General features: G+C 70.2%; 25 protein-coding genes. 9 read left to right on the forward strand and 16 right to left on the reverse strand.

Annotated elements, in window-relative coordinates; all coding sequences use genetic code 11:
• The first annotated feature begins 265 nt into the window (after positions 1 to 265).
• The 4 genes from ACIREE_RS25785 (at position 266) to ACIREE_RS25800 (ending at position 3,634) form a co-directional block, all read left to right on the forward strand.
• Positions 266 to 1,756 (forward strand): DEAD/DEAH box helicase, encoded by a 1,491-nt coding sequence (locus ACIREE_RS25785; protein ID WP_404156593.1) that lies wholly within the window; start codon positions 266 to 268, stop codon positions 1,754 to 1,756.
• A 45-nt stretch (positions 1,757 to 1,801) separates the two neighbouring features.
• Positions 1,802 to 2,125, forward strand: a complete 324-nt coding sequence (locus ACIREE_RS25790) for a CBS domain-containing protein (protein ID WP_404156595.1) — start codon at positions 1,802 to 1,804, stop codon at positions 2,123 to 2,125.
• A 48-nt stretch (positions 2,126 to 2,173) separates the two neighbouring features.
• Entirely contained in the window at positions 2,174 to 2,491 is a 318-nt protein-coding gene (locus ACIREE_RS25795; RefSeq protein ID WP_404156598.1) for an SCO5918 family protein, read from the forward strand.
• A gap of 747 nt (positions 2,492 to 3,238) precedes the next feature.
• On the forward strand, positions 3,239 to 3,634 hold the full coding sequence (locus ACIREE_RS25800; protein WP_404156601.1) for an FhaA domain-containing protein: 396 nt from the start codon (positions 3,239 to 3,241) through the stop codon (positions 3,632 to 3,634).
• A 95-nt stretch (positions 3,635 to 3,729) separates the two neighbouring features.
• On the opposite strand, the gene ACIREE_RS25805 is transcribed toward ACIREE_RS25800, so the two are convergent.
• Positions 3,730 to 4,113: a hypothetical protein gene (locus ACIREE_RS25805; protein ID WP_404156604.1), complete on the reverse strand. Its 384-nt coding sequence runs from the start codon at positions 4,111 to 4,113 to the stop codon at positions 3,730 to 3,732.
• 337 nt (positions 4,114 to 4,450) lie between these two features.
• Between ACIREE_RS25805 and ACIREE_RS25810 the strand changes: the two genes are divergently transcribed.
• Complete coding sequence (locus ACIREE_RS25810) at positions 4,451 to 4,783, forward strand: MerR family transcriptional regulator (protein WP_404156607.1); 333 nt, start codon at positions 4,451 to 4,453, stop codon at positions 4,781 to 4,783.
• Positions 4,784 to 4,869: 86 nt separating this feature from the next.
• On the opposite strand, the gene ACIREE_RS25815 is transcribed toward ACIREE_RS25810, so the two are convergent.
• From ACIREE_RS25815 to ACIREE_RS25850, 8 genes are all read right to left on the reverse strand, one after another.
• Positions 4,870 to 5,043, reverse strand: a complete 174-nt coding sequence (locus tag ACIREE_RS25815; protein WP_404156610.1) for a CsbD family protein — start codon at positions 5,041 to 5,043, stop codon at positions 4,870 to 4,872.
• A 116-nt stretch (positions 5,044 to 5,159) separates the two neighbouring features.
• A complete protein-coding gene (locus tag ACIREE_RS25820; protein WP_404156613.1) occupies positions 5,160 to 6,158 on the reverse strand; it encodes an ester cyclase in 999 nt (332 codons plus the stop codon).
• A gap of 85 nt (positions 6,159 to 6,243) precedes the next feature.
• Positions 6,244 to 7,590 carry an MFS transporter gene (locus ACIREE_RS25825; RefSeq protein WP_404156616.1) on the reverse strand — a complete coding sequence of 449 codons (1,347 nt, stop codon included), beginning with the start codon at positions 7,588 to 7,590 and terminating at the stop codon, positions 6,244 to 6,246.
• A 112-nt stretch (positions 7,591 to 7,702) separates the two neighbouring features.
• On the reverse strand, positions 7,703 to 8,500 hold the full coding sequence (locus ACIREE_RS25830) for an HpcH/HpaI aldolase/citrate lyase family protein (RefSeq protein WP_404156619.1): 798 nt from the start codon (positions 8,498 to 8,500) through the stop codon (positions 7,703 to 7,705).
• Positions 8,497 to 9,270 carry an SDR family NAD(P)-dependent oxidoreductase gene (locus tag ACIREE_RS25835; RefSeq protein WP_404156622.1) on the reverse strand — a complete coding sequence of 258 codons (774 nt, stop codon included), beginning with the start codon at positions 9,268 to 9,270 and terminating at the stop codon, positions 8,497 to 8,499. The genes ACIREE_RS25830 and ACIREE_RS25835 overlap by 4 nt, the downstream gene beginning before the upstream one ends.
• Positions 9,267 to 10,577: a histidinol dehydrogenase gene (gene hisD, locus ACIREE_RS25840; protein WP_404156624.1), complete on the reverse strand. Its 1,311-nt coding sequence runs from the start codon at positions 10,575 to 10,577 to the stop codon at positions 9,267 to 9,269. The genes ACIREE_RS25835 and hisD (ACIREE_RS25840) overlap by 4 nt, the downstream gene beginning before the upstream one ends.
• 40 nt (positions 10,578 to 10,617) lie before the next feature.
• A complete protein-coding gene (locus ACIREE_RS25845) occupies positions 10,618 to 11,364 on the reverse strand; it encodes an alpha/beta fold hydrolase (RefSeq protein ID WP_404156627.1) in 747 nt (248 codons plus the stop codon).
• A gap of 5 nt (positions 11,365 to 11,369) precedes the next feature.
• Entirely contained in the window at positions 11,370 to 12,509 is a 1,140-nt protein-coding gene (locus ACIREE_RS25850) for a cupin domain-containing protein (RefSeq protein WP_404156630.1), read from the reverse strand.
• A gap of 173 nt (positions 12,510 to 12,682) precedes the next feature.
• Here ACIREE_RS25850 and ACIREE_RS25855 point away from each other — a divergent pair, with 173 nt between their 5' ends.
• Positions 12,683 to 13,681, forward strand: a complete 999-nt coding sequence (locus ACIREE_RS25855; protein ID WP_404156633.1) for a LacI family DNA-binding transcriptional regulator — start codon at positions 12,683 to 12,685, stop codon at positions 13,679 to 13,681.
• 3 nt (positions 13,682 to 13,684) lie between these two features.
• On the opposite strand, the gene ACIREE_RS25860 is transcribed toward ACIREE_RS25855, so the two are convergent.
• From ACIREE_RS25860 to ACIREE_RS25870, 3 genes are all read right to left on the reverse strand, one after another.
• A complete protein-coding gene (locus ACIREE_RS25860) occupies positions 13,685 to 15,124 on the reverse strand; it encodes an amino acid permease (RefSeq protein ID WP_404156636.1) in 1,440 nt (479 codons plus the stop codon).
• Positions 15,125 to 15,242: 118 nt separating this feature from the next.
• A complete protein-coding gene (gene hisD, locus ACIREE_RS25865; RefSeq protein ID WP_404156639.1) occupies positions 15,243 to 16,604 on the reverse strand; it encodes a histidinol dehydrogenase in 1,362 nt (453 codons plus the stop codon).
• A gap of 81 nt (positions 16,605 to 16,685) precedes the next feature.
• The gene (locus ACIREE_RS25870; RefSeq protein WP_404156642.1) at positions 16,686 to 17,597 is read right to left on the reverse strand and encodes a LysR family transcriptional regulator; all 912 of its coding nucleotides are present in this window, start codon (positions 17,595 to 17,597) and stop codon (positions 16,686 to 16,688) included.
• Between the two features lie 252 nt (positions 17,598 to 17,849).
• Between ACIREE_RS25870 and ACIREE_RS25875 the strand changes: the two genes are divergently transcribed.
• Positions 17,850 to 18,737: a carbon-nitrogen hydrolase family protein gene (locus tag ACIREE_RS25875; RefSeq protein WP_404156644.1), complete on the forward strand. Its 888-nt coding sequence runs from the start codon at positions 17,850 to 17,852 to the stop codon at positions 18,735 to 18,737.
• A 7-nt stretch (positions 18,738 to 18,744) separates the two neighbouring features.
• Here the strand turns inward: ACIREE_RS25875 and ACIREE_RS25880 are convergent, their stop codons facing one another.
• On the reverse strand, positions 18,745 to 19,749 hold the full coding sequence (locus ACIREE_RS25880) for a LacI family DNA-binding transcriptional regulator (protein WP_404156646.1): 1,005 nt from the start codon (positions 19,747 to 19,749) through the stop codon (positions 18,745 to 18,747).
• A 114-nt stretch (positions 19,750 to 19,863) separates the two neighbouring features.
• Here ACIREE_RS25880 and ACIREE_RS25885 point away from each other — a divergent pair, with 114 nt between their 5' ends.
• Positions 19,864 to 20,724, forward strand: a complete 861-nt coding sequence (locus ACIREE_RS25885; RefSeq protein ID WP_404156647.1) for a phytanoyl-CoA dioxygenase family protein — start codon at positions 19,864 to 19,866, stop codon at positions 20,722 to 20,724.
• Positions 20,717 to 22,147 (forward strand): sugar porter family MFS transporter, encoded by a 1,431-nt coding sequence (locus ACIREE_RS25890; protein WP_404156650.1) that lies wholly within the window; start codon positions 20,717 to 20,719, stop codon positions 22,145 to 22,147. The genes ACIREE_RS25885 and ACIREE_RS25890 overlap by 8 nt, the downstream gene beginning before the upstream one ends.
• A gap of 36 nt (positions 22,148 to 22,183) precedes the next feature.
• Here the strand turns inward: ACIREE_RS25890 and ACIREE_RS25895 are convergent, their stop codons facing one another.
• From ACIREE_RS25895 to ACIREE_RS25905, 3 genes are all read right to left on the reverse strand, one after another.
• Entirely contained in the window at positions 22,184 to 23,137 is a 954-nt protein-coding gene (locus ACIREE_RS25895; protein ID WP_404156652.1) for a YihY/virulence factor BrkB family protein, read from the reverse strand.
• A gap of 165 nt (positions 23,138 to 23,302) precedes the next feature.
• On the reverse strand, positions 23,303 to 23,500 hold the full coding sequence (locus tag ACIREE_RS25900) for a hypothetical protein (RefSeq protein ID WP_404156655.1): 198 nt from the start codon (positions 23,498 to 23,500) through the stop codon (positions 23,303 to 23,305).
• Between the two features lie 131 nt (positions 23,501 to 23,631).
• The gene (locus ACIREE_RS25905) at positions 23,632 to 24,852 is read right to left on the reverse strand and encodes a globin domain-containing protein (RefSeq protein WP_404156657.1); all 1,221 of its coding nucleotides are present in this window, start codon (positions 24,850 to 24,852) and stop codon (positions 23,632 to 23,634) included.
• Between the last annotated feature and the right edge of the window lie 32 nt (positions 24,853 to 24,884).

The following is a 24,884-nucleotide window of genomic DNA, read 5'->3' on the forward strand; positions in this document are numbered from 1 at the left end:
GTGTGGGCCTCAGCTGCATGCACTTTCCCCGCAGTGGTTCCACCTGCGGGACGTCGGGCTCCGAGAATCTGCCGCAGTGTCGCTGCCGTGTCCGGATCCTGACCGCAGGCGCCCGCATCGCGCCACCCATCAAGCACCTGAGCCGCGGTGATTTCACTCCGGCCGGCTCGCTTTCGCGTCCATTCGGTCCATGTCTTGTGCTTCTCTGCGCCGCTCTTCGCCGGAGAAATTCTTTGATGTGCGCCGCATTGAGGAAAGGTTCCACATGAACCGCACACGCACGAACGACCGTTTCGCACGCACCCGCAATGGTGGTGCCGGAAGTGAAAAGGGCGGCAGCCGCTTCGGTGCGCCCGCCCCGCGCCGTTCGGACCGGCCGGCCCGTTCCGGTGGTTATGGCCGCCGGCCCGCCGCTCTGCAGGGCGAGTTCGCCCTCCCCAAGACGATTACCCCGGCTCTTCCCGCCGTGGAGGGCTTCGCCGATCTCGACATGGCCGAGCCCCTGCTGACCGAACTCGGCAGGCAGGGCGTGTCCGTCCCCTTCCCGATCCAGGGAGCGACACTGCCGAACTCCCTCGCGGGCCGAGACGTACTCGGCCGCGGGCGTACCGGCTCCGGCAAGACCCTCGCCTTCGGCCTCGCGCTGCTCTCGCGGACGGCCGGGCAGCGCGCCGAGCCCCGCCAGCCGCTGGGGCTGATCCTCGTCCCCACCCGTGAACTCGCGCAGCAGGTGACCGACGCGCTCACGCCGTACGCCCGCTCCGTCCGGCTCCGGCTGACCACGGTCGTGGGCGGCATGTCGATCGGCAGGCAGGTCTCCGCGCTGCGTGGCGGGGCCGAGATCGTCGTCGCGACCCCCGGCCGGCTCAAGGACCTCATCGACCGCGGCGACTGCCGGTTGAACCAGGTCGGTATCACCGTGCTGGACGAAGCCGACCAGATGGCCGACATGGGCTTCATGCCGCAGGTCACCGCCCTCCTCGACCAGGTGCGCCCCGAGGGGCAGCGGATGCTCTTCTCCGCCACGCTTGACCGCAACGTCGACCTGCTGGTGCGCCGTTACCTGTCCGACCCGGTAGTCCACTCGGTCGACCCTTCGGCCGGTGCGGTCTCGACGATGGAGCACCACGTGCTGCACGTCCAGGCAGCCGACAAGCACATGGCCACTACCGAGATCGCCGCCCGCGACGGCCGCGTGATCATGTTCCTGGACACCAAGCACGCCGTCGACCGGCTGACCCAGGACCTGCTCAACAGCGGCGTGCGGGCCGCCGCGCTGCACGGTGGAAAGTCCCAGCCGCAGCGCACCCGCACCCTGACGCAGTTCAAGTCGGGGCATGTCACCGTGCTCGTCGCCACGAATGTCGCCGCTCGGGGCATCCACGTCGACAACCTCGATCTCGTCGTCAACGTGGACCCGCCGACCGACCACAAGGACTATCTGCACCGAGGCGGGCGCACCGCGCGTGCCGGTGAGTCGGGGAGCGTCGTCACGCTGGTCACCCCGAACCAGCGGCGCAGCATGGTCCGCCTCATGTCGGACGCCGGGATCCGCCCGCAGGTCACCCAGGTCCGTTCGGGCGAGGAGGAGCTGCACCGCATCACCGGCGCCCAGGCCCCCTCGGGCGTCCCGGTCGTCATCGCCCAGCCGGCGGCCGAGCGTCCGAAGCGCGGCTCCGCCTCGCGCGGCCGTCGCCGCCCCGCGTCGGCGGCGCGACGCGCGCCCGTACGCCGCTCGGGCGACGCCGCGGCGTAAGCAGCTCCGCGCTCCAGAACCAACCCATCTCCGCAGGAGGCACCTTTGACGTTGGTTCAGATACATCTCCGCCCGCATCTCCGCTCGGCGAGTACCGACCTGGTGCACGAGTCGACGGACGATGCCGCGGAGGAAGCCGGTCCGCAGGTGTGGGAGGACATGACGGTCGAGGTCGCCCTGTCCGTCATGTCCGGTGCGGGCGTCGGTCATCTGCTCGTCTGCGACGACGACGGCCGGCGCACCGCTCTGGTCACCCGGGCCTGTCTCACCGCCGTCCGCGACAGCTCCGGATACACGGACCGGATCCGCCTGCGTGACATCACCGGCGGACACGGCAGTTCCCCCGCTGCTCTTGCCCTCGCCCGCTGAACCCGGTCACCCGGTAGGCTTTGCCTCTTTCTCTCCCTGTGAGGTCCCATGCGCTGTGTCATCGCTCGCTTCCCGTTCGACCTGACGAAGAACGGCGTCCTTGAAACGATGAAGGGCGTCAGGCCCGAGCAGGTCACCGGGGAGTCGGTGATCATCGGGCGGCGCCACTACCCCGTCAAGCAGGTCGGTCAGCTCATCACGGGCCAGGACCGACGTGACTTCAGCGCGGGCGAAGTCCTCCGCGCCATGGCCCAGCTGGGATTCACCTGCCGCGCCGCCGCCGAACCCGTCGAGGCGGCGCCCGCTCCTGTGGGCTCTCCGTACCAGCGGGCCTCCGACATGCTGGGATCCTCGATGTCGGTCTGATCGATCGGTCTGATCGACGGGACGGGCGCGCGGCGCTAACAGAACCCGGAACACAGCAGTGAGGGCCCGACCGGACGCACCGGTCGGGCCCTCACTGCGTGCCGGGGCCGACGGGAGGGGTTACCTCACCGAGGTGCGCCGAGAAATCTATCGTGGCTGAGGTAGACATTGGATGCTCTCGTGGCTACGATTTCTCTTGTAGGTCAGATCGAGAAGGGCCCGGCAGCGCGAGCTGTCGGGGAGCAATACCCGTATGACGGTGCGGTGGTGGAGTTTCGAAGCCAAGGCAGGTACGACGGCGACGGGACTGGCCATCGGACCGGGCGGCCCGCAGTGATCAGGGGCCGCCGCACGGCAGACCGCAGGATCAGTTCAGTAGGTACAGGCCACCAAGTGGCCCAGAGGGAAAGAACGGAGGGAGCGAGCGCCGTCAGGATCGCCCGGGCCGACGTCCGAACCCGGGTACCGCAGGACATCGATAGGCAGGTGGTCTCCGGTCACGCATTCGCGATCCCCGCATCCCCGTCGGCATGACGGACGGTCGTGCGGAAACAGAAGGCCGATGTACTAGGTCGGCAGATGGCGTACCAATTCCTTCGGGGCCCTGGTGTCAATGGCACCAGGGCCCCTCCACGTGCTTGCGGCGGGGTTGTTTGCCGCTTGCGCCGCTGACGGTTCACGACATTCCTTGGCCACGTCACCCCATCGGGGGAGTGTCCGGTCACCGGTCGCGGGCAGCAGAGCACGATGAAACTGGTCGACACCGCCGAACAGACCATGGAGCGCTGGACGAACGCGTTGTGGACGCTGCTGCTTCCCCCGCGTCAGAAGCAGGGTGAGGTCGTCTCCATACTGTGCCGGCAGTGCGACGAGCAGGCGCTGATCCTGGACCGGGAGCGCGTGCTGGTGCCCAACGCCTTCGTCGTCGAGGTGCCCCCGCCGGTCCATCATCAACTGACGGCGGACGGCGCCGATGTGGGCCGTCATCTCGCCGTCCCGGTGCGGCGCCACGCGGCGGAGCGGGGCTACTCCTTCGCCGGTCCGGTGGCGGTCCACCTCCAGCCGTCGGCGAGCAGCACCATCGGCCGGTTCCGCGTGCACAGCCGCATCGCGCCGCTCGCCTCTCCCCGTCACGCGGAATGAGCGCAGCCGCCACAGGTGCCGTTCAGGGCGTGAGAGGGGGCGTGAAGGGGCGCCGCCGGTCGGTCGGCGGCGCCCGTGCGTCAGTTGCTGGGCTCTCAGTGGTCGGAGTAGCTGAAGTCGCCGACGGTCCACGCGTTCACGTCCGAGATCGCCACCCGGTACATGCCGCCCGTCTCGGGGATCCCCATCGTGCCTTGCAGGATGCGCGCGACGTGGAAATGCAGGTGGGTGGGCGCCTCGTCCGCCCCGCGCGGCACAGGGGCCACCCGAGCCTCCAGCGCGGTGAAGGCGACCGAGAACGGCCCGAGCCGCTCCGAGTCCTTCAGGACCTCCGACACGCGCTGTCGCCACACGGCTTCGGGTGCCAGTCGACCGGTGATGACAGTGCCGCCGGTGACCACCGTCAGGGACATCTGTGTGCTCTGTTCGGACTCGACTGTGGCAGCGAGCACGGTGAGCAGTTCGTCAGGCTTCGACATGGCCGCAGATTCTATTCGGCATTCGGACCGAAGACCTTCCCCAGGTCCCCGCCGAGCCGCGGTGGCGGCCCCGACCGCTGGTCCCGACCGGGGGAGCGCCCGGAATCTTCCGCCCTAGTTGCCTAAAACCTGCACTCGCCAAAGTAGACATTGGCGATCGGGTTCGCTAAGGTTTCTCTCGTAGACACAGGATCGGTTGACCCGACGGTTGGCGGGTCGGGTACGGAAACAGCAGGCCGGTGCTGCGACAGGGTCGGCGGATGGTGTTGAATTTCCTTCGGGGCCCTGGTGCCGTACGGCACCAGGGCCCCCTTGACGCGTTACCTATCGAGGTGGAATGACAGCAGATACTCCGCTCAGCGGCCGGCTGGACGATGACGATTACCCCGCGTACACGATGGGGAGGGCGGCCGAGATGCTCGGCGCGACCCCCGGCTTTTTGAGGGCGCTCGGCGAGGCACGCCTGATCACGCCCCTCCGCTCGGAGGGCGGGCACCGCCGCTACTCCCGATACCAGTTGCGCATCGCGGCCAGGGCTCGCGAGCTTGTCGACCAGGGGACCCCGATCGAGGCGGCCTGCCGCATCGTGATCCTCGAGGACCAGCTCGAAGAGGCCCAGCGCCTGAACGAGGAGTTCCGCCGGGCCGGTCCCGCCGACGGAACCGACTGAGCGCGCAGACAGACGTACGAGGGCGGCCCCCGGACCGGGGCCGCCCTCGTACGTCTGTCACGACTGTGTCAGCCGGGACGCCGTGACTAGTGCTTGCCGATGTCCTTGGTGTTCTCCTTGGCCTGGCGGGCGTCGCCCTTCATCTGCTGGGCGCGGCCCTTCGCCGTGAGGCTCTCGTTGCCCACGGCGCGTCCGGCGGCTGCTGCGGCGGCCCCGGTGGCCTGCTCGAACTTCGCCTTGGCCTTCTCGTTGGCGGTCATGCCCGCTCACGCTCCCTTGGCGTCGACATCATGTGCTGGGGATCCGCCTGGCCGCTCAGCCGCCCGGTAAACATCATCACCGCTCTCGGATCGCGTCGCCGTGCCACGCGTCCGCGTCAGTAGATGTTGGCTTCCACATCGGGGCCGTCGCCGCGGACCGCGTTGATCTGCGCGCGGAGGGAGATCTCGTCGTAGACGCGGAACTCCTTCACGATGCGGCCCTCCTGGACCAGGAACTGGGACACGCCGAGCATCGTGACCGGCTGGCCGGTGAGGGGGCCGAAGGTCGTCGTACCCCGGTAAGTGCCGTGCATGGTCCACAGGACGGCGATGCGCAGGCCCGCGTGCCGCTCGGAGTAGTTGGTCTGGATGTCCCGCACCGCGAACCGGGCGTCGGGGAAGGCACCGACCATGGCCAGCAGGTCGCTCTGATAGCGCTCCGGCCGGATCACGGTGCGGTCGCCGACGGTGTGGAGGAAGAGGTCGCGGGCCATGAAGTCGTTGACCTTGTGCAGCCGACGACGGCTCCACACCTCGTCCATGAACTCCAGCACCATCTCGCACTCCGGACGGAACTCGTCCGGGCGCGGCCCGCTGACGCCGGACAGGAGCACGTCCTTGGGCGGCTCCTCGGTCATGGACCCGCTGTAGCCCTGGAACTGCAAGGCGCGGGCCGCAGCGTCGGGGTCGATGCCGCGCTGCAGACAGTCCGCAAGTTCGTCGCGGACCACCCACTCCTCGACCATCCGGCCGCGGCGGTAGAGGCAGTTGGCGATCGTGCGTTTGCGGATCCGGATGTTCCGGCCGTCGACGAGGTGCTCGTCGGCGGAGAAGACCAGATGCGAGCTGAGGAACGCGTCGTCGCCGCGGGCCTCCCACACCACGTCCTCGGCCTGGCCGATGTGGCCCGGCGTGCTGCCGATCCGCATCGTGGTGCCCTCGATCACCCCGTCGCGGCCGACGACCGTGCCGAGGCTGGTGTGGACGATCGAGTCGGGCTCGTAGTTCTCGACGATGTGGTCGATGTCGCGCTCGACCCAGATGCGGTCGGTCACCTCACGGATGAAGTCGTCCGGGTCCTTGTAGGGGAGGTAGGCGACGGGGTCGAGGGGCATGATGGCTCCGTTCTGAGAGGTGTGAATTCGTATGTAGGCGAGAGGCCGGGAGGAGGCAGTGCGGCCTGGTCGTTCTGCCTCGGGTCTATCGGGCGAACTTGTCCGCGCCCAGGTGGCTCCGGTACGTCTCTGTCATGAAGGTGGTCACCGTGACGAGGGCCAGGACCGCCGCAGCCGCCAGGTAGACCCACACGGCGTAGATGGTGTCGAAGGTGCTGACGAGCAGCGTCGCCACGAACGGCGTGATCCCCATGAAGATGGAGAAGGAGCTGTTGTACGCGATGGCGCTCGCGCTGAACCGGGTACGGGTCGCGAAGAGCTCGGCGGCGCAGACCGTGATGATGCCGGTCAGGAAGAACTCCGGCACCAGGTAGATCAGTTGGCTGGCGACCGCGGCGCCGAAGGTGCCTCCCTCGCCGACCCAGAAGGCGAGCGGGACCAGGAAGATGCAGGCCAGGGCGCCCGTGATCAACATCGGCCTGCGCCCGATCCGGTCCGAGAGCTTGCCCGCCAGCGGGAGCAGCGGGATGAGGACCGCGATCGAGATGGCGTTCGAGGCGAGACCCATCCAGCGCGGCAGGCCGAGCGTGTCCGTCAGGTACTGCGGATAGAACGTGACCCAGGTGTAGGAGAGGATCGCGCACATGATCGAGATGCCGCAGTAGACCAGGATGGGCCGTCGCTGGGTGCGCAGTGCATCGAGGACCGGCGACTTGACGACCTGCGTCCCGTCGGCGGTGGCGCGGACGAACTCGGGGGTCTCCGAGATGTGCCGGCGCAGCCAGATCCCGACCAGGCTGAGCGGGATCGCGAGCAGGAACGGCATGCGCCATCCCCATGAGTCGAGCGAGGGGCCCGTGAACACCCAGCTGGTCAGCGCGGCCGTGCCGGCCCCGGCGAGGGTGCCGACGAAGCAGCTGTTCGAGGCGTACGAGGTGTAGTAGGCCCGCCGGTCGGGCTCCGCCCACTCGACGATGAAGGCCACCGCGCCGACGTACTCGCCGCCGGACACCGTGCCCTGCACGACGCGGAGCACAAGCAGCAGGATCGGCGCGAGGATGCCGACCTGGTGGTAGGTGGGCAGCGCTCCGATGAGGGCGGTCGCCACGCCCATGAACACGATGGTCCACAGCAGCGTCTGCTTGCGGCCGACCCGGTCTCCCCAGCGGCCGACGAGTGTTCCGCCGAGCGGCCGGAACAGGCACGCCACGGCGATGATCGCGTAGGTGCCGAGGACCGCCACGGTCCTGTCGCTCTCGGGGAAGAACGCGGGGGCCATGATCGGCGCCATGTAGCCATAAAGACCGTAGTCGAACTGTTCTACGAAGTTGCCGATGCTTCCCGCGGCGATGGCTCGGCGAATCGCGTTCCGCTTGTCCGGGTCGACCGTGGTGGAAGCGGTGGCTGTACTGGGAGGGGCTGCGGCGGACATGGCTTCTCCGATCGCGCAGGGAGAGGGGTGCGAGAGGTGGTGCGAGGAACGGCACGAAGCGCGTGCATACGTATGAACTCGTGGTGAACGCTAAAGGGCCGGGTAGGGGGCGTCAAGAGGTTGCCGAGGTGCATGTGGTTTCCGTGGCGCCGGGCTCGGCGAGCGCCCGCAGGGTGTCCATCAGGACCTGCGCCATGTTGAAGAGGATCAGCTGAGAGCCCGCCCGCTCGGCTTTCCGGGCCGCGTCCTGACCGGGCACGATGGTCATGACCGCGCGGTCCTGCGCACGGGTGGCCCGGTGTGCGCCGGCGATCAGCGCCGTGACGGTGTCCTGGCCGGGGAGACCGCAGTCCGCCGCCAGATCGGCAGGACCGACCAGGACGGCGTCCACGCCCGGTGTGCCGGCGATCGCGTCGGCGGCCGCGCAGGCCCGCTCGGTCTCGATCATCGCCACGACCAGGGTGTCCCGGGAGGCGTCCACATGCTCGGCCGCGGAGACCGTGCCGAACCGGCCCGCCCTGCTGTACGTGGCGAACCCCCGCTCACCCAGCGGCGGATAGTGGCACGCGGCCACCGCCCGCCGGGCGTCCTCGGCACTGTCGATGTGTGGATGAATCACGCCCACGGCGCCCAGGTCCAGGCAGCGCAGCGCCAAGGCCGGTTCGGACGTGCCCACGCGGACGATGACGTCGATGCCCTGGGCTGCCGCGGCCGTGATGTGGTGCTGGAGCAGCGCGGTGTCGGCCGGCCCGTGCTCGCAGTCGATGACCACATAGTCGAGACCCGCCACGCCCGCCATCTCCACGAGCGTCTCCGACGGCAGCCGCAGCAGCGCGCCCCGGAGCTGCTCGCCGTCAGCCAGCCGCTGTTTGAGGCTACGGCGCGCAGACTCCGCGCCTCGCGCCGTCACCGTGCCACCATCCCCGCCGACAGGTCGATGTCGGCTCCGCACAGGCCGCGCATCCGCAGCATCGCGCTCACCGCCTCGCCGACCTCGTCCTCGGTGACCATGCGGCCGAGGGCGGAGCGTGCCACGAAGGCCTGCTCGGCCTGTTCGTGGGTGCTGCCCGTGCGCTCGGCCTCCAGGCGGAAGTTGCGCTCCATCCGCGGGCCCGAAACGGGGCCGGGGGACAGGGAGTTCACCGTGACGCCCAGCGGTCCGACCTCGCCCGCCAGCGTTGCTGTGAGGCCGATGACCGCCATCTTCGAGGCGCAGTAGGGCGTACGCCGCAGCAGGGGTCGCTTGCCCGACACCGAGGCGATGTTGACCACGTCGCCGGTGCCGCGCTGCGTCATGGCGGGGAGGAAGGCCCGGCACATCAGGAACACCCCGCGCACATTCACGTCGAAGACCTCGTCCCACTCGTCGGGCGCGATCTCGGTCAGCGGGGCCACGGGGCCGGCGATCCCGGCGTTGTTGACCAGGATCGATATCTCCTCGCCCGCGAGGTTCTCCGCGAGCTCCCGGACGTCGTCGGGCCGGGACACGTCGCAGACCTGATGGGAGACGGTCGGGCCGAGCCGGGTGGCCGTCTCCTTGAGCGTGGCCTCGTTGCGTCCCGTGATCACCACACGGGCGCCGTCGGAGAGCAGGGACCGGGTGATGGCGGCGCCGAGTCCGCTGCCCCCGCCGGTGACCAGCGCGGTCCGTCCGGCGAGCGGCGTCGCGGGGCCGCTCACGCGCGGGCCTCGTCGTTCCACGGCAGGGTGCCCTTCCCGTACTTGGCGGCCCGTACGTCGCCGGAGCGGGCGTGCCCCTCGAACAGCTCGACGCGTGCGGCCCGTCCGCACACCTCGCCGAGCCGGGCCGAGGAGGAGGCGTCGGTGACTTCCTGGTACGTGACCGTCTTGAGGTACTTCCCGACCCACAGGCCACCGGTGTAGCGCGCGGCGCCCCGGGTGGGCAGCACATGGTTGGTGCCGATGACCTTGTCGCCGTAGGAGACACAGGTGCCCTCACCGAGGAAGAGCGCGCCGTAGTCGTGCATCTTGTCCAGCGCCTGGCGCGGGTTCTCGGTCAGGACCTCGACGTGTTCACTGGCGTAGGAGTCCGCGATCTCGAAGGCCTCGTCGAGGGAGTCGGCCACGACGATCTCGCCGTGGTCGCGCCAGGCCGGTTCGGCGAAGTCCTTCGTCGGCATGCCGGGCAGCAGGCGGTCGATGTGCGCTGCGACCTCGCGGCCCAGCTCCTCGGACGTGGTCACCAGCACCGCGGGGGAGTCCGGGCCGTGTTCCGCCTGGGAGAGCAGGTCGACGGCGACGACGAACGGGTCCGCGTGCTCGTCGGCGATCACCAGGATCTCGGTCGGTCCGGCGAACAGGTCGATGCCTACCTCGCCGAACAACTGGCGCTTGGCCTCCGCGACATAGGCGTTGCCGGGCCCGGCGATCATCGGGACCCGCCCGATGGTCTCGGTCCCGAGGGCCAGCGCCGCGACGGCCTGGACGCCGCCCAGCAGGTAGATCTCGTCGGCCCCCGCCAGGTGCATCGCGGCGACGGTGGCGGCGGGGATCTCGCCCCGGATCGGCGGGGTGCAGGCGGCGACCCGGGGGACGCCCGCGACCTTGGCCGTCACGATCGTCATGTGCGCCGACGCGGTCAGCGGGTACCGCCCGCCGGGCACGTACGCACCGGCGCCGGCCACCGGCACGTGACGGTGCCCGAGGTGGACGCCGGGCAGCGTCTCGATCTCGACGTCGCGCATCGAGTCGCGCTGGGCCTGGGCGAACGTGCGGACCTGCTCCTGCACGAAGCGGATGTCGTCCAGGACGGTCGTCGGGACCCCGGAGATGATGCGCTCGATGTCGGCGGGCGCCAGGCGGAAGGAGTCGGGGCTCCAGCCGTCGAACTTCTCGGAGTACTGGCGGACCGCGTCGTCACCGCGCTCGCGGATGTCGTCGAGGATGGCGTGGACGCGCTCGGCGACGTCCGCGCGGGCGGCGCGCACCTCGGTGGCGGGTACGGGGGTTTTGAGGAATCGAGGCATGACGGCTCTCTTCACTGGGGGGAGGGGTGTCGGGTGGAGATCAGGGTGCAGGGGTCAAGGCGGCCGACGGTTCGTCGCGCTCGGCGGCGGCGAGCACCGCGCCCAGGGCGCTGGTGACGGCGTCGGGACGCTGCCAGGGCAACAGGTGGCCGGCGTCGGACAGTTCTCGCAGCCGGGCTCCCGGCACGGCGTGCGCGATCGTCCGGTGGAAGGCGGGCGGGCAGAGGGAGTCCCGCGTCCCGCTCAGGACGACCGTGGGGCAGCGGGCGCCGCGCAGTGCGGCCTCCGCGTCCGTCCGGGTCGCCTGCGCGGCGAGCTGGGCTCGGGCGGCGTCCGGGCCCACGGCGTGTGCCATGCGGCGGTAGCGGCGCGCGGCTTCGGGAGCCGGGCGGCGGCCCGGAAACATGTCGGGCAGGGTCTGCTCGACCACGTCCGCGAACCGCCCCGCGCCGATCAGCTCGTCCATCGCCCGCCAGGCCGCGTACTGCTCGGGGCGCGGGGCGCCCGCGTTGGCCGACATCACGCACAGGCCCGCGATCCGCTCCGGCGCCCGGCGCAGCGCCTCGAAGCCGACGATGGCTCCCAGGCTCAGTCCGACCAGGACGAACGGTCCCGCCACCGTGGCCAGCACCTCCTCCGCCAGCGCCCCGATGTCCGGCTCGGTCAGCGGGACGTGGTGGACATCGTGGCCGCCGGGGAAGTCGACGCCGGACCACAGACTCGCGTCGCAGAGCATGCCGGGGACCACGACCACCGGAAGCCCGCGGGCCGGACCGGCCCGACGCACGCCGGTCACCAGCGCCGGGCGGAGCGGGGCAGCAGCGCGTACGGGGCCACGTAGCCGTTGTGGTCGATGCCGAGGCCCGCGTCGGCGGCGGCCTTGAGGACTTCCTCGTCCCATTCGAGGCGGACCCTGCCGTCGCCGGAGTTGACCACGAGTACGTCTCCCCGGGTGTCGCCGACGTTGCGCAGGGTCCGCCAGGCGTCCTGCGGGACGGAGAGCATGTCGCGGGGGCCCAGGCGTACTGACACCGGGTCGGTGTGGTTGAGCGTGACCTCCCACTGGCCGTCCTTCACGATCAACGTCTGGGTCTCGTGCTGCCGGTGGAGCGAGACGCCCTGGCCGGGATCGGCGCGCAACCAGGCGGCGTTGTGGCCGTGCGGGTTGAAGATGCGGGGGTCCTGGTGCGGGTCCTCGGTCATGCCGTACCCGATGACGCAGCTCAGGCGCACACCGCCGCCGGGCAGCGTGCTGTCGAGGAAGGGGTGCTCCGACCACACCAGTTCGTCCGCGGCGGCGATCCGGCGCTTCATCTCGTCGGGGCTGTAGTGGCGCAGCCGGTCGATCTGCTCCTGGGTCATGGGGCTGACGCGTTCGGCCTCCGCCGGGAGGGCGTCGCCGGCGACCGTGTCGATCAGCTTGTTCTCGGCGCTGAGGTACAGGCCGTGGCTCTCCGCCTCACGCAGCACGGAGGGGCCCCAGATGATGCCTCCGGTGTGGTCCATGCCCAGCACGGTGAAGAGCCAGCCGTCGTCCGCGCCGGTGTTGGTGAAGCCGCGGAAGATCCAGGTGGGGATGGACGCGATGTCACCGGCCCTGAGGGTGAGTTCTCCCTCGGTGCCGTCGGCGCCCCAGCGCAGCAGGTACTCGCCCTCGGTGCAGACGAACACCTCGGCCGTGTAGTGGAGGTGGAGGTTGTTGGTGATGCCGTGCGGCATGGCCGCGGCGCCGATGTTGTAGCCGTGCGGCAGCCGGAGGTTGACGTGCTGACCGGCCGCCTGCGAGACGCCCGGACCGATCATCGCGTAGTTCTCCTTCTGATCGGAGCCTGGTGTACGGCAGTCGATGAAGGCCTGGTTGCAGGAGACGAAGTCGCTGCGGCGCACCGTGCGCTCGGCGAGTTCGCTGGTGGTGACGACGACATCGGGCATGACTGACCGCTCCTTGATCCGAAAAGCATCTGCGTTGCATCTGGAATACGTATGCATTCCCATGACAGGTGTTGAAGGGAGTCTGTGTCAAGGGGTTGGGCTGGATACGGCATACGTATACTGATTTGGATGCGCGCCGGGGCGGCGCAGTGGCGGCGACGAGGAGCGGACCGATGGGGATCACCAGTCACGACGTGGCAAGGCTGGCGGGTGTCTCGCAGCCGACGGTCTCCCGGGCGCTGCGCGACGACCCCCGGGTGTCGGAGGCGACACGGGCGAAGGTCAGACGGGCTGCCAAGGCGCTGAACTATGTGCCGAGCGAAGCGGGGCGGACCCTGTCGACGCGGTCCACGCGGCGCGTCGGCGTCATCGTGACCGATCTGACGAACCCGTTCTATCCGCATGTGATCGCGCCGCTCCACGACGAACTGCGCACTCTGGGCTACCGGATGATGCTGATCACGCAGCGGTCCGACGAGGCGGTCGCCGAGGAGCGGCTCCTGGACCAGTCGCTGGACGGTGTCGTCCTCGCGACGGCGACCACCGACTCCCGGCTGCCCGCCCAGCTCGAGCGGCGAGGAATGCCCTACGTCTTCCTCAACCGCGACACCGGCGGGCCGGACGACTACGCCTCGGTCGTCGACAACGAGGGGGGCGGCCGGCTGGTGGCCCAGGAGCTCGTCGCCCTGGGGCACCGGCGGATCGCGGGCATCTTCGGCGCGGCCAACACCACGACGGGACGCGACCGCGAACTGGGCTTCCGGCTGGCGCTGGCCGACGCGGGGGTCGGGCTCGCCGAGGACCGGGTGGTACGCGGCGCGTTCGAGTACGACACCGGGTACCGCGCGCTGCCCGCCCTGATGGCGGCGGCCGAAGCGCCGTCGGCGGTGTTCTGCGGCAACGACGTGGTCGCGATCGGCGTCCTGAACGCCGCCCTCGCGGCCGGGATCAGGGTGCCCGAGGATCTCACGGTCATCGGCTTCGACGACCTTCCGATGGCCTCCTGGGAGGTGTTCCGGCTGACCACCGTCGGGCACGACCTGGGGGAGCTGTCGCGGCAGGCGGCCCGGTTGCTGGTGCGCCGCATCAGCGGGGACGTCGACCCCGGGGGCGAACGCCTGGTGCTGCCGACCGAGTTCGTCCCCAGGGCCACTCATGCGAGCGTCTCCTGACCGTCACAGCCGCGCGGCGGTCGCCGTCGAGGACGGCTCGGCGGCGTCCGTGCCGTCCGTGTCGTCGGGGCCCACCCGTTGCCGCCGCTGGCGCAGGACGCCCACGCCGACGAGGACCGCGGCGAGGCCGAGCGAGAGCCACAGTTCGAGGCGGTGCCCCGGCAGCACGGCCATGAGGACCAGCACCCCCGCGATGAAGGCGATCGTGGCGAGGGTGAGGTAGGGGAACCCCCACATGCGTACCTCGCGCGGCTGCCCCTCCTTGCGCCGGATCGCGTACTGGGTCAGCGCGATGACGAGGTACATCATGAGCGCGATCGCGCCGCTGGAGGCGATGAGGTAGGAGAAGACGCTCGGCAGCAGGTAGTTGGCGACCACCGCGACGATGCCGATGACGGTGGAGGCCACGACCGCGTTGCGGGGCACTCCGCGCCGGGACGTGCGGGCGAAGGCGGCCGGGGCGTCGCCGCGCTTGGCCAGGGAGAACACCATGCGGGATGCGGTGTAGACGGCGGAGTTGAGGCAGCTGCTGACGGCGACGACGAGAACGACGTCCATGATCCGCCCCGCGCCCGGGATGTTCATCCGCTCCAGGACGGCCTGGTAGGAGCCGGCCGCCGCCAGGTCGGCGGAGTTCCAGGGAACGAGACAGACCACGACGAGGATCGAGCCGACGTAGAAGAGGCCGAGCCGCCAGACGACGGCGCGCACGGCTTTCTTGATGTTCTTCTTCGGTTCCTCGGACTCGGCCGCCGCGATGGTGACGATCTCACTGCCCTGGAAGCTGAACATCGCGGTGAGCAGCCCGGCGAGGACGGCCGTGGCGCCCTTCGGGGCGAAGCCGCCGTTGCTCCACAGGTTCGAGACGCCGCTGGTGTCGGAGCCCGGCAGCAGGCCGAGGACAGCGAGCACTCCCAGGACCAGGAAGGCCACGATCGCGACGACCTTCAGGAGGGCGAACCAGTACTCGAACTCCCCGTAGTTGCGCACCGCGAGAAGGTTGCTGCCCGCCAGCAGCACGATCATCGCCAGCGCCGGGATCCAGCTGGGCAGGCCGGTGAGAGCGGCGATGACCTCGCCCGCCGCGATGGCCTCGATGGGGATGACGAGGATGTAGAACCACCAGTACAGCCAGCCGATCGAGAACCCGGCCCAGCGGCCAAGGGCCCTGTCCGCGTAGGTGGAGAAGGAGCCCGTGTCGGGGTGGGCGACGGCCATCTCGCCGAGCATCTGCATGACGAGCACCACGAGCGCGGCGGCCAGCAGGAACGAGATCAGGACGGCGGGTCCCGCGGTGGCCACCGCGGTGGACGAACCGACGAACAGGCCCGCGCCGATCACCCCGCCGATGGAGATCATGGTGATCTGCCGGCCCTTGAGGCCCTGGGTGAGAGTGGCGTCGGCGGGGGCGGCCGGAGGTGGCTCGGGCGAGTGGTGCTGCATACAGGGATCCTCGGATGAGCGTGGGGCGCGGGCGACCTGGAGGGGGAGGAGACGGCGTGTACGGGGTGATGTGCTGGGGCCCTCGCCGCCGCACCGGGTGCGGCGGCGAGGAGGGGGATCAGAGCTGGTCGCGCAGGTCCTTCGGAACGGCGTCGAACATCTCGGACGTCCGCCCGATCTCGTCGATGCGCAGTGTCGCGGTCGCACCGTGCGCCGCGAGTCCCTCGAAGGCGGAGATGCGCTCGACCGCGGGGGCCAGGGACGCCGTGCCTTCCTTCGCCGCCCGCTGATACGTGAGCGGCTTGAGGAAGCGGGAGACGGAGAGGCCGGCGTTGTAGCGAGCGGTCTTGCCGGTCGGCAGCACGTGGTTGGTACCGGCGATGCCCTTGTCGGAGTAGGCGACGGTGGACCAGCGCCCGATGAACAGGGAGCCGTAGCAGGTGAGGTTGGTCAGGTAGTAGTCGTCGTCCTCGGTCTGGATCTCCAGGTGCTCGGGGCCCAGTACGTCGGCCACGGCGACCGCGTCGGCGCTGTCGGCCACCACGATGACCGAGCCGAAGTCGCGCCAGGCCGGTCCGGCGATGTCCCGGGTGGCCAGGGAAGCGAGCTGGCGCTCCATCTCCGCGACGACGGCACGGCCGAGCTTCTCGGACGTGGTGATCAGCGCGGCGGGGGAGTTGGGGCCGTGCTCGGCCTGGCCCAGCAGGTCCGCCGCGACCCACACCGGGTCCGCGCTGTCGTCGGCGATGACCGCGACCTCGGAGGGGCCGGCCAGCAGGTCGATGCCGACCTGGCCGAACAGCTGCCGCTTGGCCTCGGTGACGAAGGCGTTCCCGGCGCCGACCAGCATGTCGACCGGGGCCTCGCCGAGGAGACCGAAGGCCATCGCGCCCAGGGCCTGGACGCCACCGAGGGCGAAGACCCGGTCGGCGCGGGACAGGTGGGCGCCGTACAGCACGGCGGGGTGGGCGCCGTGCTCGCCCGACGGGGGAGTGCACGCCAGCACGGTGGGCACCCCCGCCGTCTTGGCGACGTTCACCGTCATGAAAGCGCTGGCGAGCAGCGGGAAGCGGCCGGCCGGCAGGTAGGCGCCGACGCGCGAGACCGGGACGTAGCGCTGGCCGCCGGCCACGCCGGGGGCGACCTCGATCTCGAAGTCCGTCAAGTGCTCGCGCTGAGCGGCGGCGAACCGGTGGGTGCGCTCGTACCCCATCTCCAAAGCGGTACGGACGTCCGGGGGCAGCGCGTCCCCCGACTTCTTGAGGTCGGCGGCCCCGATCTCCAGCTCGCCGGACCAGCCGTCCAGCTCCTGGGCGTAGGCGCGTACCGCGTCCATGCCCTTGCGTTCGATCTCCTTGAGCATCTGCGACACCCGCTCGACCACCTTGGGGTCGCGCTGGGCGGGAGGGCCGTCGACGGCCGGCTTCTTCAGCCACTGGAGAGGGGGGAGGGCCTGGGCTTCGTCGTGCGTGATCTGCATGGCGTGGACGCTAGACGCCGCGCCGGCACAGGACTAGAGGGGTAGTTCCTGTCCGACCTACAGGGTGTCCCTGTGCTTGGTTCACAGGCTGAGCCCGGCGCCGATTTCGCGGAGGGTGTCCTCGGCGATCCGGGCGAGTTCCCGGGTGGCGCGGGAGAGGGGGTGCCCTCTGCGCCTGACCAGCGCGATGGTGTCGTAGAGAGGCTCGGCGAAGGAGGCGGTGCGCAGGCCGGCCGGGAACGTGGGTCCGGCGACCACCGCACGGCTGGCGATCGTGTCGCCCACCCCGGCGGCGACGAGCTTCAGCGCGGCCTCGACGTGTTCGAGTTCGATGAGCGGGTCGACGGTGACTCCCGCGAGCTGGGCGCGCTCCGCGATCTGCCGCCGCGTCGGGTCCTGCCAGCCGTAATGGGCGTCGTACAGCACGAGAGGAGCCGCCGAGAAGGCCTCGATGGTCACCGGAGTGCGGGTGCGTTCCTCGCTGGCGCTGACGTAGCGGACCTCGTCGCGCAGGAGCGGGCTCACCGTGAGCCCCTCGTCGTCGATCGGCAGCACGACAAGGCCCGCCTCGATGCGGCCCGCGGCGACGGCCGCGGCGGTCTCGGCGGAGTTCTGGCCCACGAGCCGGACCCGGACGGACGGATACCGGGCGTGGAACATCTGCACGAGGTTGGAGAGCAGGTAATAGTCCGCGTTGCGCAACACCCCGAAGGTGGCCGTGCCGCCCCCGAGGGACCCCAGGGAGCGCACCGCCCGCGTCCCGTGGTCCGCCGCTTCCACCGCCTGCTGGGCGTAGGGCAGCAGTTCCTGTCCGGCCGACGTCAGGGTCAGGGTGCGGCTGCCGCGGACGAACAACTCGGCGTCGAGTTCGGTCTCCAGTCGGCGGACCAGTTCGGAGGCCGATGCCTGGGCCATGTCCAGGGCCTGCGCCGCTGCGGTGAACGACCCGAGTCGCTCCGCTTCGACGAAGGCCCGCAGCTGGTTGAGGGTCATGCGTTGCCTGTGCCGTCCATGAGGTCTACGAGGTCTATGAGGTCTGCGAGGTCTGTGAAGTTTGTGAAGTCCATGAGGTCATGAGGTCTGCTCCTGCCGAGGGACAGGCTAGGGGACAGGTCGACCCTGTGGTTCGCGCAGGAAAGAGGGGCCTTGTCCCTGGGTGAACAGGGTGATTGGCTCGTCCGCGCTCCCCCCGCCCCTCCCCGCCCCTCTCCTCCCGCCGTCCGCCCGAAAGGTGTCCCGCAACCGATGTCCCGCCCCCTTTCGGTCGGCCTCGTGCAGGCTGCCGCCCGCCATCACTCCGCCCCTGACCTGGACTCCTTCGCGTCGGAAGTAGCCTGGCTCACCAGGACCTACCCCAACGTCCGGCTGCTGGTCTACCCGGAACTGCACCTGTGCGGGCACACGAAGGACGAGGACCCCGAGAAGGTCATGAGCGCGGCGGCGCAGCCGCTGGACGGGCCGCGGGACGCGATGCTGGCCGGCCTGGCCCGGGAGCTGGGCATCTGGCTCGTCCCCGGCACGGTCTACGAGCGGGACGAGGACGGGCAGATCTACAACACGGCCGTCGTGTACTCACCGCGGGGGGCGCGCGTCGCGGCGTACCGCAAGATGTTCCCGTGGCGGCCTCACGAGACCACGGCCGCGGGCTCGCGGTTCGTCGTCTTCGACATGGAGGGGTACGGGCGGGTGGGTCTGTCGATCTGCTACGACGCATGGTTCCCCGAAGTCACGCGGCACCTGGCGTGGCAGGGCGCCGACCTCGTCCTGAATCTGGTGCGCACGCCGACCGTGGACCGGACACAGGAAGTGGTCCTCGCGCGTGCCAACGCCATCGTCAACCAGGTCTTCATGGCCAGCGTCAACGCGGCGCCGCCGGACGGGATCGGCCGGAGCGTGCTGGTCGATCCCGAGGGGCGGGTACGCGCCGAGGCCGGGCCCGAACCGGAGCTGGTCCTGACGGATGTGCTCGACCTCGCCGAGGCGCGCAGGGTCCGCTCGCACGGAACCGCGGGCCTCACCCGGGTGTGGGCCCCCTTCGCGGAGGACCAGCAGCCGCTCGAACTCCCCCTGTACGCAGGCCGGATCGACCCCGCCCGGTGGCGTGAGGGAGGCCGCCGTCGGGAAGCCGAGTGACGGATGTTCAGGCGGTGCCGCGCCTGATCAGGCGGTGCGGCACGATCAACTCCTGCGGGCGGACGGCGTTGCCGGGGCTGTATATGCGGTCGGCCAGACACTGCAGGGACCGTTCGGCGATCTGCTGCTTGTCCGGCGCGATGGTGGTCAGGGACGGGTTGCTGTAGCGGCCGTCCTCGATGTCGTCGAACCCGACGATCGCGAGGTCCTCGGGGACGCGCAACCCCCGTTCGTGCGCTACGTGGAGGGCGCCCAGGGCGAGTTCGTCGCTGAAGGCGAACACGGCGTCCGGGGCGACGGGACCGTCGAGGAGTTCGGTCATGGCCCTGGCGCCGTCCGCCCGGTGCAGGGCGGCGACGGGGCGTTGCGCGTCGGGGAGTCGGGGGAGCCCGGCGCGGTCCAGTGCGTGGCGGTAGCCCTCGGCGCGCAGTCGGGCGGTGCCGTTGTGCAGGTGGGGCTGGAGGCCGATGGCGGCGATGCGGCGGCGGCCGAGACCGATCAGATGGCCGGTGGCTTCGACGGCGGCGGCGACGTTGTCGACGGCGACGCGGTCGGCCGCTCCCTGCGGACTGCGCTCGCCGAGCAGGACGAGGGGAACGGCCGGTGCCGTCGCGGCGAGTTCGGCCGGATCCAGCGCCCAGGGGCTGATGATCAGGCCGTCGACCACCCGTCCACCGCCCTGGGCGAGCAGGCGGCGTTCGGCGTCCGCGTCGCCCCGGGTCTGGTCGATGACCACGGTCCAGGAGCGGCGCTGGGCCTCGTCCACCAGGAGCCCGGCGAGTTCGCCGAAGTACGGGGAGTGCAGTTCGGGGATGGCCAGTCCGATGATGCCGGTGCGGCCGGCGCGCAGGCTGCGGGCGGCGAGGTTGGGCCGGTAGCCGAGTTCGTCGATCGCCTCCTGTACGCGTTGTCGCGTCTCGGCCGCCACCGTGGCGGATCCGCTGACGACGTTCGACACGGTGCGTACGGAGACACCGGCCCGGGCGGCCACATCTTTCAGACGACTGCTCACCGCGTCATCCTTTCATGCGACGCCCTTCACAAAATGACTCCGCCAAAGGGTATTGCAACGTTGCATTCAACGATGCAATCTGGTGGCGGAAGCTCTGCTTGCAAGGAGGCAAGGATGACTGTGTCCGCATCGCCCGGATTTCCTGGTATCTGCCCCGCCGACCTGGACGTCGACGTGACGCAGGACGCGGCGAACCTGTACTCGGACGGCATCACCGCGCGGAAGGGGGCCTTCACCAAGGAGTGGGTCGACCGCCTGCGCGAGGACATCGAGACCGCGTACAAGGAAGCGCGCTCGCGCCCCGACGGCGCCGTGGGCCGCGGACCCGAGCGCTACTACGTGGAGATCCACCCCGAGCAGCTGCGCGGATTCGTCGACCTGGTCGACCACCCGTGGGTCAGGTCGGTGGCCACCGCAGTCCTCGGCCCCGACTACCGCATCGTCGAACTCGGCTTCGACGTACCGCTCGAAGGCGCGGTGAACCAGCCCTGGCACCGCGACTTCCCCCTCCCCGACGAGACGCGTACCGAACGCCGCCTCACCTCCCTGGCGTTCAATGTCACCGCGGTCGACACCGCCGAGGACATGGGCCCCTTCGAGATCGCGCCCGGCACCCAGTGGGACGACGAAACCGACTTCGAGCACGGGATGTTCCCGCCCCGCGAGCGCTACGGCCGGTACGAGGAGCTGGCGGTGCGCAAGTACCCGCAGCGCGGCGACATTTCGGCACGCACCGCGCTCACCATCCACCGCGGCACCAAGAACGAGTCGGCCAAGGCGCGGCCCGTCCTCGTGCTGGGCCTCGACGGTCCTGAGGCGAACAACGGCGACCGCCACGACACCGCCGTCACGCGGGCGTACTGGGAGGCGCTGCCGGAGCGGGTGCGCCACCACCTGGACTGCCCGGTCGTCGACGAACTGACGCCCATCACCCAGAAGCACACCATCGAGGGCCTGGTCATGGGCGATGCCTGAGGCGACCACGGTGGCCGAGCGTGCAGTGGACCACCCCGCCGGAGCGGGGCGCCCGCCGATGCTCGTCTACGCCGTCGCCGCGGTCTCGGCGCTCGGCGGCCTGCTCTTCGGCTACGACACCGGCATCATCTCCGGCGCCCTGCTCCACCTGCGCGACGACCTCGACCTCTCCTCCCGCGAACAGGAGATCGTCGTCAGCGTCATCCTGCTCGGCGCGATGGCCGGCGCCCTGATCTCGGGACGCACCGCCGTACGGCACGGCCGGCGCAAGGTGGTTTCGGCGGTCGCGGTGATCTTCGCCGTCGGTGCGGTGGCGGCCGCGCTCTCCCCCGACGTGACGACACTGATCGCCGCGCGCTTCGTCCTCGGCCTCGCGGTGGGCGGGGCCTCCAACATGGTGCCCGTCTACATCGCGGAACTGGCGCCCGCGGCCGTGCGCGGCCGGCTCATGGTGCTCTTCCAACTCATGGTCGCCATCGGGCAGTTGATCGCCTACCTCTGCGGCTGGGCGCTGTCCGGCAGCGGCGGGTGGCGCGTCATGTTCGCCCTTGCCGTGATCCCCGCCGGGGCCCTGGCCATCGGCATGCTGTTCCTGCCGGAGAGCCCACGCTGGCTCATCGAGCAGAACCGCGGTGACGACGCGCTGCGTACGCTGCGCCGGCTGCGGCCCGCCGGCGCGGACGTCGCGGCGGAGGCGGCCGAGATCACCGCGGTGACGGTCAACGCGCCGACCGGTGAGGGTAGTTGGCGCCGACTTCGGCAACGCTGGCTGCGCCCGGCCCTGTTGATCGCCGTCGGCATCGCGGCGTTCTCCCAGCTCACCGGGATCAACGCCATCGTTTATTACGCGCCGACGATCCTGGACGACGCGGGCTTCGGGAACTCGGTGGCGCTGCTCACCGGCATCGGCATCGGCGCGATGCTCGTCGTGGCGGGAGTGGTGGGCGCCATCGCCGTCGACAAGGTCGGGCGGCGCCGTACGATGCTGTGGTTCCTGCCCGGTTCGGCCCTCGCCATGGTGGTGCTCGCGCTCGCCTTCGCCACCTCATCGGGCTCCGCCGCGCAACGCTGGACCGTGATCATCTCGCTGTTCGCGTACATCCTGTTCAACGGCGTGGGGATGCAGGCCGTCGTCTGGCTGATCGGCCCGGAGATCCTGCCGCTGAGCGTGCGCGGCCCGGCCACCAGCCTGGCCACGCTCTCCGTATGGGGCTTCGACCTCCTCATCGCCATGACGGCCCTGACGGCGATCAACGCCATCGGCCGTTCCGGGACGTTCCTCTTCTACGCGCTGATGAACGTGGCCTGCATCGTCTTCGTCGTCCTGAAGGTGCCGGAGACGAAGGGCCGAAGCCTGGAGAGCATCGAACAGGCGCTGCACAGCCCGCTTCCCTTCCGCAAGGCGCTGGAAAGGACCGGGTGACCACGGAGCAGCTCGTCCGCCCCCGTCCGCGCCGCGTCACACTCCGGGATCGGGCGCGGCGGGGCCGGGCCGCAAGGCGCGTACAGCTTCGAGTTGCGCCGCGAACGACAGGCCGAGGAACAGCGCGACGGAGGTGAGATACGCCCACAGGAGCAGCGACATGAAGGCGCTGAGCGGTCCGTAGACCGTGTCGAAGGAACCGCTGACCGAGAGATACAGACTCAGCGCCCACGTCAGCAACGACCACAACACCAGATACATGGCCGCACCGAACGCCAGCCACGTGTAGCCGGGTTGCCGGCGGCGCGGTGAGCGTCTGAAGATGGCACTCGCCGAGAGCAAGGCCAACACCAGCCCCAGTGGCCACCGCAGGACATTCCACACGGTGTTGAATCCGGCGCCGAGGTCGTAGACGGAGGCGGCTGCCGCCCCCAGATCGCGTCCGGCCACCATCATGACGAAGCCGAGGCCCAGCGGGAGTCCGGCGCACAGCGCCATGACGAGTCCGCGCGCGTACTTCTTGAGGAACGGGCGGTCGCGCTCATTGCCGTATATGCGATTCGCGCCGCGCTCGATCTGGCACATGGCCGTGGTGACGTTGGACAGCGAGAACGCCAGCGCGAACCAGAGAGCAACTTGCGTACCACCTCCCGCGGTTCGCCGGCTTCTGGCCAGGGCGTCGTCGACCACCGCCGCACTCGGGCCGGGAGCGATCCGGTGCATGGTCACTTCCGCGAACCGCCCGACGCTCTCGGTGTGCAACGTCGTCGACAGGCCGACGAACACGATGACGAGCGGGATCAGCGCCAGCACTGTCTGCAGAGCCATCGCGCGGGCGTGACTGAACCCGTCCGCGTAGCGGAACCGGATGAAGGCATCCCGCAGCAGCTTCTGTCCCCCGTAGCGCCGCAGCGCCTCGAACGCCTCGTCGCCGGAGAGCTCGTCGCCCCGCATGTCCCGCGTCTCGGGGACCTTGGTCGCCGTGCCCATCTGCATCTGCTCCCCAGGTCAGTGGGGCACGCGCCCGCGTGCACTCCGCGCACACCTGTGCCCCCGAATGCCGTGGGCAATCGGTATCGCCGGGGGAGCCGGTGGACGGAACGCCCCCGGAGCCATGGTGCTCGCTCCGGGGGCGTGGTCACGCGGGGGCGGGCTCTACCGGTAGCCGTCGCTGTCCCGGCGGCTTCTGTAGCCCGGCTGGTCCTTCTCGGGGAGCAGGGGCCGGGTGCCGTCCTCGCGGGGCGTTTCGCGCTCCGGCTCGTGGCGCTCACGCCCGGGCTCCTGGCGGGACCACTCGTCCTGCGGATCGAACGGATCGGTGTTCGGGTCCTGCCAGTTGTTCCGGTCAGCCATGACGACTCCTCTGGTGGGTCTGTGTCCGACACGACCCACGGTGAGCCGGTCGCCCGCAGCGCGCATGTCGGGGCGCGCGCGACCACCCGACTGGGCGCACTCGTCTGTCCCGGAAACGACCGAGGCGTTTCCTACTTGCTGAGCCAGAGGTCGGGGCCGAACACCTCGTAGTGGATGGCCGCGGGGGCGAGCCCATGAGCGAGCAGGTCGCTGCGGACCGCCTGCATGAAGGGGAGAGGGCCGCAGAGAAAAGCGGTCGTGTTCGTCGGCAGCGTCAGGCCCGAGACGGCTGCCTGGCCTTCGTGTACATGTGCCGCTCGTGTCCCCGACTCACCAGGGGCGTCGGCGTCGTTCTCGTACCACAAGTGCAGCGAGGCGTGCCGGAGTCGGCTCACGTGTTCGGACAGTTCCAGCCGGTGGGCGTGCTGGGCGGGGGAACGGTCCGCGTGGACGACGACGACGGGCCGGTCCGGTGCGGTGGCGGTCAGGTGGTCGAGCATGGAGAGCATGGGCGTCACACCGATCCCCGCCGAGGCGAGCAGCAGCGGGCCCTCCCCGTCCGGGAGCACGAGGTCGCCGAAGGGCAGAGAGACCTTGAGGATCCGGCCGGGCCGCCCATGGGCGTGGAGCCAGGAGGACACCTCTCCCTCGGGCACGCGGCCGTCGGCCGAGCGTTCCCGCTTGACGGTGATGCGCCAGGTCTTGTGTCCGGGAGCCGTGGACAGGCTGTACTGACGTATCTGCCGGGCCCCGTCGGGGAGTTCGACCTGGACGCTGACGTACTGCCCCGGGAGGAACGGCTCGGTGGGGAGCGCGTCGCGGCGGCTCAGGACGAAGGAAGCGGTGTCGGGGGACTCCTCGACGCGCTCGACGATCTCCATGTCGTGCCACACGTCGCCGTTCTCCACGCAGGCTTCGGCGTACAACCGGGCCTCGATGGCGATGAGGGCATGGGCCATCAGCCAGTACACCTCGTCCCATGCGGCTGCCACGGCAGGGGTGACGGCGTCGCCGAGTAACTCCTCGACGGCACCCAGCAGATGGCGTCCCACCAGGGTGTACTGGTCGGCGGTGATGCCCAGGGAAGCGTGCTTGTTGGCGATGCGGCCGAGCAGGGCGTCAGGACGCTCGTCGGGGCGTTCGAGGAGCGCGGTGGCGAACGCCGCCACCGCACCCGCGAGAGCCTCGCGCTGGGCGCCGTTGGCCTGATTGGCCCGGTTGAACAAGCCGCGCAGAAGTTCCGGGCGTTCTTCGAACAAGCGGCGGTAGAAGAGTTCGGTGATGGCCCCGAGGGAGGCCCCGACCGCCGGAAGGGTGGCACGGACGACGGTTGCCGACTGTGTGGAGAGCAAGATGACTTCCAATCCTCGTGTGACACGTTTAC

The sequence above is a fragment of the Streptomyces sp. NPDC102467 genome (genome assembly GCF_044765445.1).
GTDB lineage: Bacteria > Actinomycetota > Actinomycetes > Streptomycetales > Streptomycetaceae > Streptomyces.